12 protein-coding genes and 1 pseudogene are annotated in these 16,775 nt (G+C 72.1%); 8 read left to right on the plus strand and 5 right to left on the minus strand.

Going from position 1 to position 16,775, the window contains the following annotated elements:
* Positions 1-52 precede the first annotated feature (52 nt).
* A complete protein-coding gene (locus OHA89_RS27450; RefSeq protein WP_406367331.1) occupies positions 53-2,323 on the minus strand; it encodes an FdhF/YdeP family oxidoreductase in 2,271 nt (756 codons plus the stop codon).
* A gap of 131 nt (positions 2,324-2,454) precedes the next feature.
* Between OHA89_RS27450 and polA the strand changes: the two genes are divergently transcribed.
* Positions 2,455-5,178, plus strand: a complete 2,724-nt coding sequence (gene polA / locus OHA89_RS27455) for a DNA polymerase I (RefSeq protein WP_406367332.1) — start codon at positions 2,455-2,457, stop codon at positions 5,176-5,178.
* A gap of 36 nt (positions 5,179-5,214) precedes the next feature.
* Here the strand turns inward: polA and OHA89_RS27460 are convergent, their stop codons facing one another.
* On the minus strand, positions 5,215-6,069 hold the full coding sequence (locus tag OHA89_RS27460; RefSeq protein WP_266610349.1) for a DUF4184 family protein: 855 nt from the start codon (positions 6,067-6,069) through the stop codon (positions 5,215-5,217).
* 147 nt (positions 6,070-6,216) lie between these two features.
* Here OHA89_RS27460 and OHA89_RS27465 point away from each other — a divergent pair, with 147 nt between their 5' ends.
* The 3 genes from OHA89_RS27465 (at position 6,217) to OHA89_RS27475 (ending at position 8,659) form a co-directional block, all read left to right on the plus strand.
* Positions 6,217-7,452, plus strand: coding sequence for a lytic transglycosylase domain-containing protein (locus OHA89_RS27465; protein WP_406367333.1), 1,236 nt, complete (start codon positions 6,217-6,219; stop codon positions 7,450-7,452).
* Positions 7,453-7,529: 77 nt separating this feature from the next.
* Positions 7,530-7,670, plus strand: coding sequence for an SPW_0924 family protein (locus OHA89_RS27470; RefSeq protein WP_215149930.1), 141 nt, complete (start codon positions 7,530-7,532; stop codon positions 7,668-7,670).
* 14 nt (positions 7,671-7,684) lie between these two features.
* Positions 7,685-8,659 (plus strand): DUF3068 domain-containing protein, encoded by a 975-nt coding sequence (locus tag OHA89_RS27475; RefSeq protein WP_257556801.1) that lies wholly within the window; start codon positions 7,685-7,687, stop codon positions 8,657-8,659.
* On the opposite strand, the pseudogene hrpB reads toward OHA89_RS27475, so the two are convergent.
* Together hrpB and OHA89_RS27485 are read right to left on the minus strand one after the other, a co-directional pair.
* A pseudogene (hrpB, locus tag OHA89_RS27480) lies at positions 8,649-11,239 on the minus strand (ATP-dependent helicase HrpB). The gene OHA89_RS27475 and the pseudogene hrpB sit on opposite strands and share 11 nt — an antisense overlap.
* 4 nt (positions 11,240-11,243) lie before the next feature.
* Complete coding sequence (locus OHA89_RS27485) at positions 11,244-12,101, minus strand: class I SAM-dependent methyltransferase (protein ID WP_215141544.1); 858 nt, start codon at positions 12,099-12,101, stop codon at positions 11,244-11,246.
* Positions 12,102-12,495: 394 nt separating this feature from the next.
* Here OHA89_RS27485 and rpsA point away from each other — a divergent pair, with 394 nt between their 5' ends.
* The 4 genes from rpsA (at position 12,496) to OHA89_RS27505 (ending at position 16,297) form a co-directional block, all read left to right on the plus strand.
* Positions 12,496-14,004, plus strand: a complete 1,509-nt coding sequence (gene rpsA, locus OHA89_RS27490; RefSeq protein ID WP_266610356.1) for a 30S ribosomal protein S1 — start codon at positions 12,496-12,498, stop codon at positions 14,002-14,004.
* Positions 14,005-14,221: 217 nt separating this feature from the next.
* A complete protein-coding gene (locus OHA89_RS27495) occupies positions 14,222-15,160 on the plus strand; it encodes a PAC2 family protein (protein ID WP_215141548.1) in 939 nt (312 codons plus the stop codon).
* 49 nt (positions 15,161-15,209) lie between these two features.
* The gene (gene coaE / locus OHA89_RS27500) at positions 15,210-15,845 is read left to right on the plus strand and encodes a dephospho-CoA kinase (protein ID WP_266610359.1); all 636 of its coding nucleotides are present in this window, start codon (positions 15,210-15,212) and stop codon (positions 15,843-15,845) included.
* A gap of 50 nt (positions 15,846-15,895) precedes the next feature.
* Positions 15,896-16,297: a tetratricopeptide repeat protein gene (locus OHA89_RS27505; RefSeq protein ID WP_215141553.1), complete on the plus strand. Its 402-nt coding sequence runs from the start codon at positions 15,896-15,898 to the stop codon at positions 16,295-16,297.
* A 195-nt stretch (positions 16,298-16,492) separates the two neighbouring features.
* Here OHA89_RS27505 and OHA89_RS27510 read toward each other — a convergent pair whose 3' ends face one another.
* Entirely contained in the window at positions 16,493-16,750 is a 258-nt protein-coding gene (locus OHA89_RS27510; protein ID WP_215141573.1) for a DUF6343 family protein, read from the minus strand.
* Positions 16,751-16,775: the final 25 nt, after the last annotated feature.

Genomic DNA, 16,775 nt, shown 5'->3' on the forward strand with positions numbered 1-16,775 from the left:
GCCGGCTCCGTTCGTCAACGCTCGTTAACCTGCTTGTCCTGAGGTCGTTCTATCAGGCCGGTTCGAAGCGGATGACGACGGACTTGCTCGCCGGGGTATTGCTGGTGTCCGCAGTGGAGTCGAGCGGGACCAGCACGTTCGTCTCGGGGTAGTACGCGGCCGCGCAGCCGCGGGCGGTCGGGTAGTGCACGACGCGGAAGCCGGGGGCCCGCCGCTCCACGCCGTCCTTCCATTCACCGACCAGGTCCGTGTACGAGCCGTCGGCGAGCCCCAGCTCGGCGGCGTCCTCGGGGTTGACCATCACGACGCGGCGGCCGCCGGTGATCCCGCGGTAGCGGTCGTCGAGGCCGTAGATCGTGGTGTTGTACTGGTCGTGGCTGCGCAGGGTCTGCAGGAGCAGCCGGCCCGCCGGGATGCGCGGGTACTCCACGGGAGCGGCGGTGAAATTGGCCTTGCCGGTCTTCGTGGGGAAGCGGCGCTCGTCGCGCGGGGCGTGCGGGAGCTGGAATCCGCCGGGGCGGGCCACGCGGGCGTTGAAGTCCTCGAAGCCCGGGATCACGCGGGAGATCCGGTGGCGGATCGTCGCGTAGTCCCGCTCGAACTCCTCCCACGGGGTCGTCGAGGCCGTGCCCAGGACGGCGCGGGCCATGCGGGCCACGATCGCGGGCTCGGAGAGCAGGTGCGGGGAGGCCGGGGCGAGGTTGCCCCGGGAGGAGTGGACCATGCCCATCGAATCCTCGACGGTCACGAACTGCTTGCCGCTCTCCTGGACGTCCTTGTCGGTACGGCCGAGGGTGGGCAGGATCAGGGCGCGCCGGCCGGTGACCGCGTGGGAGCGGTTGAGCTTGGTCGACACGTGCACGGTCAGGGAGGCGCGGCGGATCGCGGCCTCGGTGACCTCGGTGTCGGGGGTGGCGCCGACGAAGTTGCCGCCCATGGCGAAGAGGACCTTGGCCTCGCCGTCGCGCAGGGCCTGGATGGAGCGGACCACGTCGAAGCCGTGCCCGCGCGGCGAGGTGATCCCGAATTCCTTGTCGAGGGCGTCGAGGAAGGCGGGCGCGGGGCGCTCGAAGATCCCCATGGTGCGGTCGCCCTGGACGTTGGAGTGGCCGCGGACGGGGCAGACGCCCGCGCCGGGGCGGCCGATGTCGCCGCGCAGCAGGAGGAGGTTGACGACCTCGCGGATGGTGGCGACGGCGTGCTTGTGCTGGGTGAGGCCCATGGCCCAGCAGACGATGGTGCGCTTCGAGGCCAGGATCATGGCCAGCGCCTGCTCGATCTCGGGCCGGGTCAGCCCGGTGGCGGTGAGGGTCTCGGCCCAGTCCGCTTCCTTGGCCGCGGCCGCGAACTCCTCGTAGCCGTGGGTGTGTTCGGCGATGAAGGCCTCGTCGGTGGCGCCGCCCGCCTCGATGACCAGCTTGTTCAGAAGGCGGAAGAGGGCCTGGTCGCCGCCGATGCGGATCTGCAGGAAGAGGTCGGTCAGGGCGGTGCCCTTGAACATGCCGAGGGGGTTCTGGGGGTTCTTGAACCGCTCCGTTCCGGCCTCGGGCAGCGGGTTCACCGAAATGATCTTCGCGCCGGCGGACTTGGCCTGTTCCAGGGCGGAGAGCATGCGCGGGTGGTTGGTGCCCGGGTTCTGCCCGGCGACGATGATCAGCTCGGCCTGGTGGAGGTCTTCGAGGGAGACGCTGCCCTTGCCGATGCCGATCGTCTCGTTCAGTGCGGAGCCCGAGGACTCGTGGCACATGTTGGAGCAGTCGGGCAGGTTGTTGGTGCCGAACTCGCGGGCGAAGAGCTGGAAGAGGAACGCGGCCTCGTTGCTGGTGCGGCCCGAGGTGTAGAACAGGGCCTCGTCGGGGGAGGCGAGGGCGGTCAGTTCCTCCGCGATGACCGCGAAGGCCCGCTCCCAGCTGACCGCCTCGTACCGGTCGCCGCCCTCCCGCAGATACATCGGCTGCGTGATCCGGCCCTGCTGGCCCAGCCAGTACCCGGAGCGCGTGGCCAGGTCGGCCAGCGGGTGCGCGGCGAAGAACTCCGGGGTGACCCGGCGCAGGGTCGCCTCCTCCGCGACGGCCTTGGCGCCGTTCTCGCAGAACTCGGCGGTGTGCCGCTTGTCGCCCTCGGGCCAGGCGCAGCCGGGACAGTCGAAGCCGTCCTTCTGGTTGACCTTGAGCAGGGTGCGGGCGGTACGGGCCAGGCCCATCTGCTGGTGCGCGATCTTCAGCGTGTGCCCGATCGCGGGCAGCCCGGCGGCCGCGCGCTTCGGGGACGCGACCTGCGGCGCGTCCTGTACCGGATCACCTGCGGGCGGCTTGGTGGCCATGGCGCTCCCCTTCGAGCTGTCTGCACGTACGCCTCCGATCCTGTCACGCCCCGCCGACATCGCCGACGCCGGATTTGCCGGGCCCCACAGGCCGTCCGGATTTGTCGGTGGGGGCGCCTAGGATCGGGGGCGTGGCAGAGACAGCATCGAAGAAGACGGACCAGACGACCGCAGCGGACCGCCCCCGCCTGATGCTCATGGACGGGCACTCCCTGGCGTACCGGGCGTTCTTCGCGCTGCCCGCGGAGAACTTCACGACCGCGACCGGCCAGCCGACCAACGCCATCTACGGCTTCGCGTCGATGCTGGCGAACACGCTGCGCGACGAGGCGCCCACGCACTTCGCGGTGGCGTTCGACGTGTCCCGCAAGACGTGGCGCTCGACGGAGTTCCCCGAGTACAAGGCGAACCGCTCCAAGACCCCCGACGAGTTCAAGGGACAGGTCGAGCTGATCGGCGAGCTCCTCGACGCGATGCACGTCCCGCGGTTCGCCGTCGACGGCTTCGAGGCCGACGACGTGATCGCGACGCTCGCGACGCAGGCGGAGGCCCTCGGCTTCGACGTGCTGATCGTCACCGGCGACCGCGACTCCTTCCAGCTGGTCTCCGAGCACACCACCGTGCTCTACCCGACCAAGGGCGTCTCCGAGCTCACCCGGTTCACCCCGGAGAAGGTCGAGGAGAAGTACGGGCTCACCCCGCAGCAGTATCCGGACTTCGCGGCGCTGCGCGGCGACCCGTCCGACAACCTGCCGGGCATCCCGGGCGTCGGCGAGAAGACCGCCGCCAAGTGGATCACCCAGTTCGGGTCGTTCGCGGAGCTCGTGGAGCGCGCCGAGGAGGTCAAGGGCAAGGCCGGGCAGAACTTCCGGGACCACCTGGAGGCCGTCAAGCTCAACCGGGTCCTGACCGAGATGGTCAAGGACGTGGAACTGCCCAAGACCCCGGCCGACCTGACCCGCCTCCCGTACGACCGGTCCGCCATGCTCGGCGTGCTGGACGTACTGGAGATCCGCAACGCCTCGCTGCGCGAGCGGCTGCTCGCCGTGGACCCGGGCGCGGCCGAGGAGGAGCCCCCGGCTCCGGCCGCGGCGAGTGTGGAACTGGACGGCTCCGTGCTCGGCGCGGGCGAGCTCGCTCCGTGGCTCGAGGCCCACGCGGGCGCGCCGCTGGGCATCTCCACCGTCGACAGCTGGGCGCTGGGCCAGGGCAACGTCAGCGAAATCGCGCTGGCCTCGGCCGCAGGGGCGGCAGCCTGGTTCGAGCCGTCCGAGCTGGACGAGGCGGACGAGCGGGCCTTCGCGGCCTGGGCCGCCGATGCGGCGAAGCCGAAGGTGGTGCACAACGCCAAGGGCCTGATGCGGGTCTTCCCCGAGCACGGCTGGACCCTGGCGGGCGTCACCATGGACACCGCGCTCGCCGCCTACCTGGTCAAGCCGGGCCGCCGGTCCTTCGCGCTGGACGTGCTGTCCAACGAGTACCTGCACCGCGAGCTGGCGCCGGCCGCCGCCGACGGGCAGCTGGCCTTCGGCGCCGACGAGACGGCCGAGGCGGAGGCGCTGATGGGGCAGGCCCGCGCCGTCCTGGACCTGGGCGATGCCTTCACCGGCAAGCTCGACGAGGTCGGCGCCGCCGAGCTGCTCCACGACATGGAGCTGCCGACGTCCGAGCTGCTGGCCCGGATGGAGCGGTCCGGCATCGCCGCCGACCGCGACCACCTGGAGGCCATGGAGCAGCAGTTCGCGGGAGCCGTGCAGCAGGCGGTGAAGGAGGCGCACGCGGCGGTCGGCCACGAGTTCAACCTCGGCTCGCCCAAGCAGCTCCAGGAGGTCTTCTTCGGCGAGCTGGACCTGCCGAAGACCAAGAAGACCAAGACCGGTTACACCACGGACGCGGACGCGCTGGCCTGGCTGGCCACGCAGACCGACCACGAACTCCCGGTGATCATGCTGCGGCACCGGGAGCAGGCCAAGCTGCGCGTCACCGTCGAGGGCCTGGTCAAGACCATCGCCGCCGACGGCCGGGTGCACACCAGCTTCAGCCAGACCGTCGCCGCGACCGGACGGCTGTCCTCCACCGACCCCAACCTGCAGAACGTGCCGGTGCGCACCGACGAGGGCCGCGCGATCCGCCGCGGTTTCGTCGTCGGCGAGGGCTTCGAGTCCCTCATGACCGCCGACTACAGCCAGATCGAGCTGCGCGTGATGGCCCACCTCTCCGAGGACGAGGGCCTGATCGAGGCCTTCGCGACCGGCGAGGACCTGCACACCACCGTCGCCTCCCAGGTGTTCGGGGTGGAGCGGTCGCAGGTCGACGCCGAGATGCGCCGCAAGATCAAGGCCATGTCGTACGGGCTCGCGTACGGGCTGTCCGCGTTCGGGCTCGCCCAGCAGCTGAACATCGAGCCCGCCGAGGCGCGCGGCCTGATGGAAACCTTCTTCGAGCGCTTCGGCGGGGTCCGCGACTACCTCCAGCGCGTGGTGGACGAGGCCCGCGCCACCGGCTACACGGCGACGGTCTTCGGTCGCCGCCGGTACCTGCCCGACCTCAACAGCGACAACCGCCAGCGCCGCGAGGCCGCCGAGCGAATGGCGCTCAACGCCCCGATCCAGGGCACCGCCGCCGACATCGTCAAGGTCGCGATGCTGCGCGTGGACCGGGCGATCAGGGCGGCCGGGCTGAAGTCGCGGATGCTGCTCCAGGTCCACGACGAAATCGTGCTGGAGATCGCCCCGGGCGAGCGGAAGCAGGTCGAGGAGCTGGTGCGCCGCGAGATGGGCGCCGCCGTCGAGCTGCGGGCCGCGCTGGACGTGTCCGTGGGCGTCGGCTCCGACTGGGAGTCGGCCGCGCACTGACCCGCCCGCGCAGGGTTCACCGGACGCCCGTCCCCGCTATGCGGTGGGGACGGGCGTTCGCACGTCCTCCCGCGTACTGCCGGCGCGGTCGCCGCGGTGCCGGACCCGTACGAGGACCCCGTACAGCAGCAGGGCCACGGCGAGGCCGCCGCCCGCCCCGAAGCAGACGGTCGGGATGATGTCGAGCGGCGTACGGATCCGGTCGAAGAAGGTGAAGAAGCGGATCACGCGCATCGTGACCCCGGCCGCCACGCACACCACGAGCAGGGCGAGCGCACACCCGATCTCGGCGCGGGTCAGCACCGGCACGGACGCGGGGACCGGGGAGGGCGGCAGCCGGCGCAGGGCGGTCGCCGTGAACCAGAGGAGGGCGCAGGCCGCGATCGCCGAAGTCCCGTACTGGAGGTACGAGTAGAGGGGCAGGCCGAAGGCGAGCGGCTCACCGAGCTCGGGCAGCGCGTTCGTCCCCCAGCGGTCCAGGTGCGTGAAGCTGTCCCACACGACGTGCGTGAGGGAGCCGACGACCGCAGAGAGGTAGAACCAGAGCGCGAGCGAGAGCAGTTGGCGCCCCCGCCACTGCTCGCCGCGCACGAAGGCGTGCACACGGCCCCGCCAGGCGCGCGGCAGGAGTGCGATCAGCGGCTCGCGCAGCAGCAGCCAGCACGCCACGAGGGCGGCCGTGAGCGCGGCGTCGGCGGTGAGCACACCCGGCAGCGAATGCGTGAACGTGCCGTACGACATGACCCCCTCGACGACCGCGTCGGCGAAGTAGAACGTGTCCGGCGCGAACGATCCGAGGACCAGCGCCGAGGCGACCAACGGCCCCCGCGCCCGCCCGGTCCGGCGCACGGCCGGAAGGACGGCGGCCGCATGGCTGAGGGTGAACGGCATGGCACTTCTCCTGGATCTTGTCGGTCCGGCCAGTATGCGCGACCTGCACGGGACGTGGGGATGTGGTGAATTCCACCCCATCGTGCGTGCCCTGTGCAGGCAGTTGACGTAGGGTCACGCGGACGTCGAGGGGGAGGGGTCCGGCTCATGTCGGCTCGAATATTCGGACGTAGGCTGCGCAGGGGCGCGGCGGCAGCCCTGGTCTCCGCGCTGGTGGTCGCCGCGGTGACCGCCTCCCAGGGGCCGGCCGGCGCCCGCGCGGAGCGGATCTCCGCGGCAGGGGAGGGTAGCCCGCAGCCCCTCCCGGAGGCCGGAACCGGAGGGGACACCTCCTACTTCACCGAACTGCCGCCGCTGGTGAGCCCCGAGCCGCCGGCGGTGGTGCTGCCGGACGAGCAGCCTTCCGCCCCCGCCGAACAGGCCGCCGGGACCGTTCCGGCGGTCGTGGACGTGGCCGTGGGCCAGGGCGCGCAGGGGATACCGGCGAGCGTGCTCGCCGCCTACCTGCGGGCGGAGAAGACGGTGGGGGAGAGCGACGCCCGCTGCGGGCTGCGCTGGCAGCTGCTCGCGGCGATCGGCAAGGTCGAGTCCGGGCAGGCGCGCGGCGGGCAGGTGGACGCGTCCGGGACCACGGTGCGGCCGATCCTGGGCCCCGTGCTCGACGGCAACGGCTTCGCGAACATCCCGGACACGGACGGCGGGGCCTACGACGGGGACGCCAGGTACGACCGGGCGGTCGGGCCGATGCAGTTCATCCCCTCCACGTGGGCGGCCTGGGGCCAGGACGCGGACGGCGACGGGCGGCGCAACCCGAACAACGTGCACGACGCGGCCCTCGCGGCCGGCCGGTACCTGTGTGCGGGCACCCGGGACCTGCGGGTGGAGGCGGACCTGGACCGGGCCGTGCTCTCCTACAACCACTCCGCGGAGTACCTGCGGACGGTGCGGTCCTGGTTCACGTACTACCTCAAGGGGACGCACGAGGTCCCGGACGCGGGGGGCACGCCCGCGCCCGCGGTGACACCGCCGAAGCCGGACCCGAAGCCGAGCCCGACTCCCACACCTACGCCGACCCCGTCGCCGACACCCACGCCGACCCCGTCACCGACCCCGTCACCGAAGCCGACACCCACGCCGACACCTACGCCGACGCCGAGCCCGACTCCCACGCCGACTCCCACCCCCACGCCGACGCCGACGCCGACTCCCACCCCCACGCCGAGCCCGAAGCCCACGCCGAGCCCGTCAACGAGCCCCTCCCCGACGGCCACCGCGACGGCGAAGCCCGGACCCAGGCCTTCCCCGTCCACGTCGCCGTCCGGGTCCCCGTCCGCGTCCCCGTCACCCACGCCGGCGGCGACCGGCCCGGGGGAAACCCCGTAGTCGAACGGTTCTCATCTCGCCTCCGCGTTGCTACGGTGCCTCCGCCCTGACGCCCTATCAGATTCCGGAGGCCCGGCATGCGCGCATTCATCGCCGCCGCCAGCGGGCTCGTCCTCGCGGTGCTCCTCGTCCTCGCCATCACGGCGCTCGGGGCGCCCGAAGGCAAGACCTCACCCAAGCCCCTGCTCACCACCGCGCCCCCCGCGCCCGGAAAGTAGAGGAGGGCCCGGCCATGCGACGCAGAGCGAGCCTTGTCCTGCTGGCCCTAGCCGTGTTCTGCGCGGCCCTCGCACCGCTGCTGCGCTGGTACGCGTACCCGCGGCTCGCCAAGATCCCGCCGAACCAGTACCAGGAGATGGTCCTGGAGGCGAAGGACGCGACCCTCCTCGACTACTTCAACGGCATGCAGCCCAAGAAGGTCGACAAGGTCACCATCGTCCAGACCCTCAAGGGCAACGTCGAGGCGTCGAAGGAGATCGAGGCGAGCGCCGGCAAGGACGTCGTCGTCTGGGACACGCTGACGCACATCATCGACCCGGACGGGAAGATGGTCTCCCAGATCCCCGAGCGCTACATCTTCGACGCCCACACCCAGGACCCGGTGCACGCCACCGGCGAGATGGTCGACGGGGACGCCGTCAAGCGCGAGGGCATCGAGTTCAAGTGGCCGTTCTTCACCGAGCCGCGCGACTACCTCTACTTCGACGCGCAGACCCGTACCTCCTCGCCGATCCACTACGTCGGCCCGCGCACGTACCGGGGCATGGAGGTCTACTACTTCGAGCAGACCGTCCCGTGGACCAAGGTCGCCATGCCGAAGAAGATGCCGATCGAGGGCATCGACCCGGCGACCATCGAGCAGACCACCGGCACCACCCTCTGGTACACGACGAAGGCGATGTTCTGGGTCGACCCGGTGACCGGGGCCCCCGTCAACGCCGAGCAGGAGATCCGGCAGGAGATGCGCGGCGGGATCGCGGCGAGCGGCCCCGACGGCAAGCTCACCGCGTTCGCCGGGCACGTGAAGATGCGCGAGGACTACGCGAAGTACACCTTCGACCTGGTCGCCTCGAACCGTACGAAGGTCCTCGCCCTGCACACCTACGCCCCGATCGGCCTGGCGGCCGGCGGCCTGGTGCTCCTCGCGCTCGCGCTGTGGCTGGAGGCGAGGAGCCGGCGCGGTCCGCAGGAGGAGCTCAGCGCCTGAGCCGGGCGTTGGTGTGGCGGGTGGGCTCGGCGGTGGACGGGTCCTCGGGCCAGGGGTGCTTGGGGTAGCGGCCGCGCAGTTCGGCACGGACGGCCCGGTAGCCGCCCTGCCAGAAGGAGGCGAGGTCGGCGGTGACGGCGGCGGGCCGTCCGGCGGGGGAGAGGAGATGGACGACTACGGGCACACCCGCGACCTTGGGGGTCTCGGCCAGCCCGAACAGCTCCTGGAGCTTGACGGCGAGCACCGGCTGCTCGGCGGAGTAGTCCACCCGGATCCGGGATCCGCTGGGCACCTCCAGCCGTTCCGGAGCCAGCTCGTCCAGCCGGGAGGCCTCGCCGGTGGCCCACGGCAGCAGCCGGTTCAGGGCCTGACCGGCGTCGATCCGCCCGAGGTCCGCCCGGCGCCGGGCCCGCGACAGCTCGGGCTCCAGCCATTCACCGGCGCGGTCCAGCAGGGCGCCGTCGTCCGTCACGTCGGGCCAGGCGCCGCCGAGCGTCCGGTGCAGGAAGCCCAGCCGGGCCCGCAGCTGCCGGGCGTCCGGGGACCAGCGCAGCAGGCCGAGCCCCTCGGCGCGGAGTCCGTCGAGCAGTGCGGCCCGTACGAGGGCCGGGTCGGGTTCGCGCAGCGGGCGGGTGGCGAGCTCGATGGCCCCGAGGCGTGTTGCTTCGCGGGCGACGAGCTCCCCGTCCTCCCAGTGCACCGCTTCTCCCTGGTTCCGCAGGTGGTCGGCGGCGGCCAGGGCGGTGTCCTCGTCGATGACGGCGGCGAGGCGGACGCGGGCGGAGGCGGAGTGCGGGGGCCTGTCGGCGACGGCCACGGCCAGCCAGGGCGCGCGGCGCAGCGGCGACCCGTCACGGAGCTCGGCCCCGGTCCCGGAGGCCATGAGGAAGGTCCCCTCACCCTTGGCCTTGGCCACCCGCTCCGGGAACGCCAGGGCTGCGACGAGCCCGGCCGCGGCGTCGTCACTGGGGCCCGGCCACGCATTTTCAGCCCCGCCTGGGGGTCCCCCCGGACGAAGTCTGGGGGAGTTTGAGGCGCGAGGGTCCGGGGGCGGAGCCCCCGTCGGGTCATGCGCGGCCCGCTCCAGGCGGCGGGCTTCCGTGCGCCAGCGGGCCGCGTAGGCGTCGCCGCCCCGGCGGGCCGAACGCCAGGCCGCGGCCAGGTCGTCCCCGTACTCCCGCGGCGGCTCCTCGCTGAGCAGCGCCACCACCTCCGCCGCCCGGCGGGAGCCGACGGCCGAGGTCCCGTCCAGCAGGGCCCGCGCCAGCCGCGGGTGCAGCCCCACCCGGGCCATCCGCAGCCCGCGCGGGGTCGGCCGCCCCGCACCGTCCACCGCGCCGACCGCCACCAGCACCTCCCGCGCCGCGGCCATCGCCCCGGCGGGCGGCGGGTCCAGCAGCGCCAGACCGGCCGCGTCCGGGTCGCCCCAGCACGCCGCCTGCAGCGCGAACTGGGCCAGGTCCGCGATCCGGATCTCCGGCGCCGGGAACGAGGGAGGCGGGCGTCCTCCGCCTCCGTCCAGCAGCGGTACACCGCGCCCGGCGCCTCACGCCCGGCCCGGCCCGCCCGCTGGCGCCCGGCCGCGCGGGAGGCCCGTACGGTCGCCAGCGCACCCAGCCCGCGGGCATGGTCCACCCGGGGTTCGCGGGCCAGCCCGGAGTCCACCACCACGCGCACGCCGGGCACGGTCAGGCTGGACTCCGCGACCGCCGTCGCCAGGATCACCCGGCGGTGCTCCGAGGCCGTCAGCGCCGCGTCCTGCACCGAGGCCGGGGCCCGCCCGTGGATCTGGAGCACCTCCGCGTCCACGCCGCCCAGCTGCCCGGCCACCCGGGAGATCTCCCCGACGCCGGGCAGGAAGCACAGGACGTCGCCGGAACGTTCCGCCAGCGCCCGCCGCACCACCGAGGCCACGTGCGTCAGCTGCGCCGGGTCCACCCGCATCCCGTGCGGGGGCTTCACCGGCCGGGCCGGCGGGGCCCAGACCGTCTCCACCGGGTACGAGACCCCCGCGGCCTCCACCACCGGCGCGCCGCCCGGACGGCCCTGACCCAGCACCCGCGACCACCCGGCCGCATCGGTCGTCGCCGAAGCCGCCACCAGCCGGAGCTCGGGGCGCAGGGTTTCCCGTACGTCCAGCAGGAACGCGGCGACGGTGTCCGCGTCCAGGTGCCGCTCGTGGCACTCGTCCAGGATCACCAGGTCCACGCCGGCCAGCTCCTGGTCCCGCTGGAGCCGCTGCAACAGCACACCGGTGGTGACCACCTCCACCACCGTGTCGCGGCCCACCACCCGCTCCCCGCGCACCGTGAAGCCCACCGAGCCGCCGACCTGCTCGCCCAGCAGCCAGGCCATCCGCCGCGCGGCCGCCCGGGCGGCGATCCGCCGCGGCTCGGCGACCACGACCCGCTGCCGGGGCCCGCCACCCACCAGCCCCGCCAGTACCAGCGGCACCAGCGTGGTCTTGCCGGTGCCGGGCGGGGCGCAGAGCACGGCGGTGCCGTGCTCGTCCAGCGCCGAGACGAGCGCGGGCACGGCCTCCCGTACGGGAAGGGAGCCGAGGGCGGCCTGGCGGATCAAGGGATCAGTCCCTCTCGCATACGAAGATCGCCGTGCCCGGGATCAGGTTGCCGCGCAGCGGGGACCAGCCGCCCCACTCCTGGCTGTTCCACTCGGGCCACTCCGGCTCGACCAGGTCGACCAGGCGGAAGCCGCCCGCCACCACGTCGCGGACCCGGTCGCCGATCGTGCGGTGGTGCTCGACGTACACGGCGCGGCCCTGTTCGTCCTGCTCCACGTACGGGGTGCGGTCGAAGTAGGAGGCGGCGACGGACAGCCCCTCGGGGCCGGGCTCGTCGGGGAAGGCCCAGCGGATGGGGTGGGTCACGGAGAAGACCCAGCGGCCGCCGGGGCGCAGCACGCGGCGCACCTCGCGCATCACGTTCACCGGGTCGGCGACGAAGGGGACGGCTCCGTAGGCGGAGCAGGCCAGGTCGAAGGAGGCGTCGCGGAAGGGCAGCCGCCCGGCGTCGGCCTCGACCAGGGGCACGTCATCGCCGATGCGCAGGGCGTGCTGGAGCTGGCGGTGGGAGAGGTCGAGGGCGACCGGGCGGGCGCCCTGGGCGGCGAGCCAGCGCGAGCACTGGGCGGCGCCCGCACCGATCTCCAGGACGTCCTTGCCCTTGAGGGAGGCGGCGGGACCGAGGAGGGCCGCGTCCGCCTCGTCGAGCCCCTCGGGCCCCCATACGAAGCGGTCGTCGCCGAGGAAGGCGCCGTGCTCGCTCTGGTACTCGTCGGCGTTGCGGTCCCACCAGCCGCGGCTGGCCCGGCTGCTCTCCGCTTCCCCGGCGTCACGCCGGGTGGCCTCGGCGTCGTCGGAGCCGTCACCGGACCCCGGATCGGCGTCGTACGCGTCTTCGGGGGCGTAGTCCTCTTGGTTCATGGGGCCCGTCGTCGTAGTCTGCGAATGTCTGTGGATGTCTGTGGATGACCGCGGCCGTCTGAGGCTCGCCGTGGAAAGTGGCTGGGAAGTGTCATCAGAGCCTCCCCGCCCACGAATTGTGCCGGTTATCCGGCGATCCGCCGGGGGTGTCCGCCTTCGCGCATTGACCGTGTCCGGCTGCCCCCGTATGCTACAAGTTGCGCTGCGAGCCTGTGCTCCTCAGACCTAGCAGGCTGCGCTTGCATCTGTTGATGTCCCCTCGGTTTTCGAGGCCCCGCCGCTCTTCTGCGGATCGGGGGTCTCCTTGGCTGTCCGGTCTTCGGTGGATGCCGATAAGGGCTCCCGGCGTAGCAGTACCTACGACTTTCTGTCCGTAACCGGAGCCCTTTCCCACATGACGAGCAGCACCGAGACCACCGCCACCACCCCGCAGGTTGCGGTCAACGACATCGGCGACGCGGACGCGTTCCTCGCGGCGATCGACGAGACGATCAAGTACTTCAACGATGGCGACATCGTCGACGGCGTCATCGTCAAGGTTGACCGGGACGAGGTTCTCCTCGACATCGGTTACAAGACCGAAGGCGTCATCCCGAGCCGCGAGCTCTCGATCAAGCACGACGTCGACCCGAACGAGGTCGTCAAGGTCGGCGACGAGATCGAGGCCCTGGTTCTCCAGAAGGAGGACAAGGAAGGCCGCCTGATCCTCTCGAAGAAGCGCGCTCAGTACGAGCGTGCCTGGGGCACCATCGAGAAGATCAAGGAAGAAGACGGGATCGTCACCGGTACCGTCATCGAGGTCGTCAAGGGTGGTCTCATCCTCGACATCGGCCTCCGCGGCTTCCTGCCGGCCTCTCTCGTCGAGATGCGTCGCGTCCGCGACCTCCAGCCCTACGTGGGCAAGGAGCTCGAGGCGAAGATCATCGAGCTCGACAAGAACCGCAACAACGTGGTTCTGTCGCGCCGCGCGTGGCTCGAGCAGACCCAGTCCGAGGTTCGCCAGACGTTCCTCACCACCCTGCAGAAGGGTCAGGTCCGCTCCGGCGTCGTCTCCTCGATCGTCAACTTCGGTGCCTTCGTGGACCTGGGTGGCGTCGACGGTCTCGTGCACGTCTCCGAGCTGTCCTGGAAGCACATCGACCACCCGTCTGAGGTTGTCGAGGTCGGCCAGGAGGTCACCGTCGAGGTTCTCGACGTCGACATGGACCGCGAGCGTGTCTCCCTGTCGCTGAAGGCGACGCAGGAGGACCCGTGGCAGCAGTTCGCCCGGACCCACCAGATCGGTCAGGTCGTCCCGGGTAAGGTCACCAAGCTGGTTCCGTTCGGTGCGTTCGTCCGCGTGGACGAGGGCATCGAGGGTCTGGTCCACATCTCCGAGCTGGCCGAGCGCCACGTGGAGATCCCGGAGCAGGTCGTCCAGGTCAACGACGAGATCTTCGTCAAGGTCATCGACATCGACCTCGAGCGTCGCCGGATCTCGCTGTCGCTGAAGCAGGCCAACGAGTCCTTCGGTGCCGACCCGGCCTCGGTCGAGTTCGACCCGACCCTCTACGGCATGGCCGCGTCGTACGACGACCAGGGCAACTACATCTACCCCGAGGGCTTCGACCCCGAGACCAACGACTGGCTCGAGGGCTTCGACAAGCAGCGCGAGACCTGGGAGACCCAGTACGCCGAGGCGCAGCAGCGCTTCGAGCAGCACCAGGCGCAGGTCATCAAGAGCCGCGAGGCCGACGAGGCCGCCGCTGCCGAGGGTGCTGCCGCCCCGGCCGCCGGCGCCAGCGCCGGTGCGGGCATCTCGGGTGGTTCGTACTCCTCGGAGTCGGACGAGACCTCCGGCGCCCTGGCGTCGGACGAGGCCCTGGCCGCGCTCCGCGAGAAGCTGGCCGGCGGCCAGAGCTGATCGCAGCGCGCATCACACTCCGGTGTGAGCCGAGCTGGTTGAGCTGAACGACAAGGCCCGTCCCCTTCGGGGGGCGGGCCTTGTCGCGTTGCCCCGCCCTCCTGCGCCCCATCGGCCCCTTGATCCGTTGCGTTCGCGTGAAACCGGCCAACTGGGGAATGGTGGAGCCTCCTTGCACGTTCTTGGCAGAGAACGCGACGAGGGAGGAGTGGTGACGGTGCTTGATCCACAGGGTCTGTACGAATGGGACGCCAAGGGCCTGGCGGTGGCCGACCTGGCGCTCGCCCAGGACTCGGCCGGGCTGGTCATGCTGTACCACTTCGAGGGGTACATCGACGCGGGTGAGGCCGGGGAGCAGATCGTCGAGCGGCTCCTGGATACCCTGCCCCACCAGGTGGTGGCGCGGTTCGACGCGGACCGGCTGGTGGACTACCGGGCCCGCCGCCCGCTGCTGACCTTCCAGCGCGACCACTGGACGGAGTTCGAGGAGCCCCTGCTGGAGGTCCGGCTCGTCCAGGACGCCACCGGAGCCCCCTTCCTGCTGCTCTCCGGCCCCGAGCCGGACGTGGAGTGGGAGCGGTTCACCGTCGCCGTCCGGCAGATCGTCGAGCGCCTCGGCGTGCGGCTCTCGGTCAACTTCCACGGCATCCCCATGGGCGTCCCGCACACGCGGCCCGTCGGCATCACCCCCCACGGCAACCGCACCGACCTCATGCCGGGCCACCGCAGCCCCTTCGACGAGGCGCAGGTTCCGGGCAGCGCGGAGTCGCTGGTGGAGTTCCGTCTGGCCCAGGCCGGGCACGACGTGCTGGGCGTCGCCGCGCACGTACCGCACTACGTCGCCCGCTCCCCGTACCCGGACGCGGCGCTGACGGTGCTGGAAGCGATCACGGCGGCCACCGGGCTGGTCCTGCCCGCCGTGGCGCACGCCCTGCGCACGGAGGCGCACCGCACGCAGACGGAGATCGACCGGCAGATCCGGGAGGGCGACGAGGAACTGGTCAGCCTGGTCCAGGGACTGGAGCACCAGTACGACGCGGCCGCCGGCGCCGAGACCCGGGGGAACATGATCGCCGAGCCTGCGGAGATCCCGTCGGCGGACGAGATCGGGCGCGAGTTCGAGCGGTTCCTCGCGGAGCGCGAGGGCGAGAACTGACACGCAGGGGGCTGTGGGGGCGTCGGGGGCGGCGTCTAGGCTGAACAACATGCTGAAAGTGGGCCTGACGGGCGGAATCGGTGCCGGCAAGAGCGAGGTCTCGCGACTGCTGGCGGGGTACGGGGCGGTCATCGTGGATGCCGACCGGATCGCGCGGGAAGTCGTCGAACCCGGAACGCCCGGGCTCGCGGCCGTCGTGGCGGCCTTCGGGGAGACGGTGCTGACCCCGGAGGGGACGCTGGACCGTCCGAAGCTGGGGTCGATCGTGTTCGCCGACCCGGCGAAGCTCCAGACCCTCAACGCGATCGTGCACCCGCTGGTCGGAGCCCGGTCGGCCGAGCTGGAGGCCGCCGCGGGGGCCGACGCGATCGTGGTGCACGACGTACCGCTGCTCGCGGAGAACGGCCTGGCACCGCTGTACGACCTGGTGGTCGTGGTGGACGCGGCGCCGCGGACGCAGCTGGCGCGGCTGACCGCGCTGCGCGGGATGGCCGAGGAGGAGGCACAGGCCAGGATGGCCGCGCAGGCCACGCGGGAGCAGCGGCTGGCGGTGGCGAACCTGGTGATCGACAACGACGGGCCGCTGGAGATGCTGGAGCCGCAGGTGCGCAAGGTGTGGGCAGAGCTCACCGCGCGTGCGGCGCAGTCGGTGCACCCGGTCCATCCGGTGCACCCGGCGGAATAGCGGGCGCAGGGCGAGGCGTTGAACGCGCCCGTAGAGGGAAGGAACCGATCGTGTCCGACACCACGCCGCACTCCTCGTCTTCGTCGTCGCCCCAGTCGGCGAGCCCGGAGACGCACGTCATCGACTTCCGGGCCGCCGAGCAGCTGCTCGCCGCACGCGACCCGCGGGGCGCGGTCAAGCTGCTCGACTCGGTCATAGCCGCCCACCCCGAGAACACGGCCGCCCGGCTGCTGCGCGCCCGGGCCTTCTTCGCCGCGGCCCAACTGCGCCCGGCGGAGCTGGAGTTCGAGCTGGTACTGGAGCGGGAGCCGGACAACGCCTTCGCCCACTTCGCGCTGGCCCGCACCCACGAGCGCTCCGGCCGGCCCGAGCAGGCGCGCAAGCACTTCCGGCTGGCCGCAGCCCTCGACCCGCAGCCGGAGTACCTGGAGGCGGCCCGCTTCGAGCAGTAGCCCCGGGGCGGGACGCCCTAGGTCCTGTCCGGGCGATCTTCGCGGGTCAGCCCGCGTGGTCTGGTGCGGTGCATCGCAAGGCGGAGCATCGCAGCTCGTACTTGGCCGTACTCGCGCGATGCGACAACGCGGCGAGGTGCCGTGCCAGGCCGCGCGGGCCCGCGAAGATCGCCCGGACAGGGCCTAGTGCTGCGACTAGTGATGCGGCGGCTCGTACGGGGGGATGTCGGGGCCGGGCTGGTAGTGCGGGCCCTGGTGGATGTGGTGGAGGACGACCGCGAGGTCCACGGCCGCCAGCAGCACGACCGCCCCGCAGGCCGCCGCCCATCCGGGACGGCCGGCCAGCGCGAACGCGACCGTCCCGGCGGCGGCCCAGATCAGCCCCCACAAGCTCAGCCAGAACCGCAGCCGCAACGGACTGCGGGCGGTCACCGGCTCGTTCCCGGAACGCATGGTCATCGCCTCATGTCCATGGTCC

Source organism: Streptomyces sp. NBC_01546, assembly GCF_045208355.1.
Taxonomy (GTDB): Bacteria; Actinomycetota; Actinomycetes; order Streptomycetales; family Streptomycetaceae; genus Streptomyces.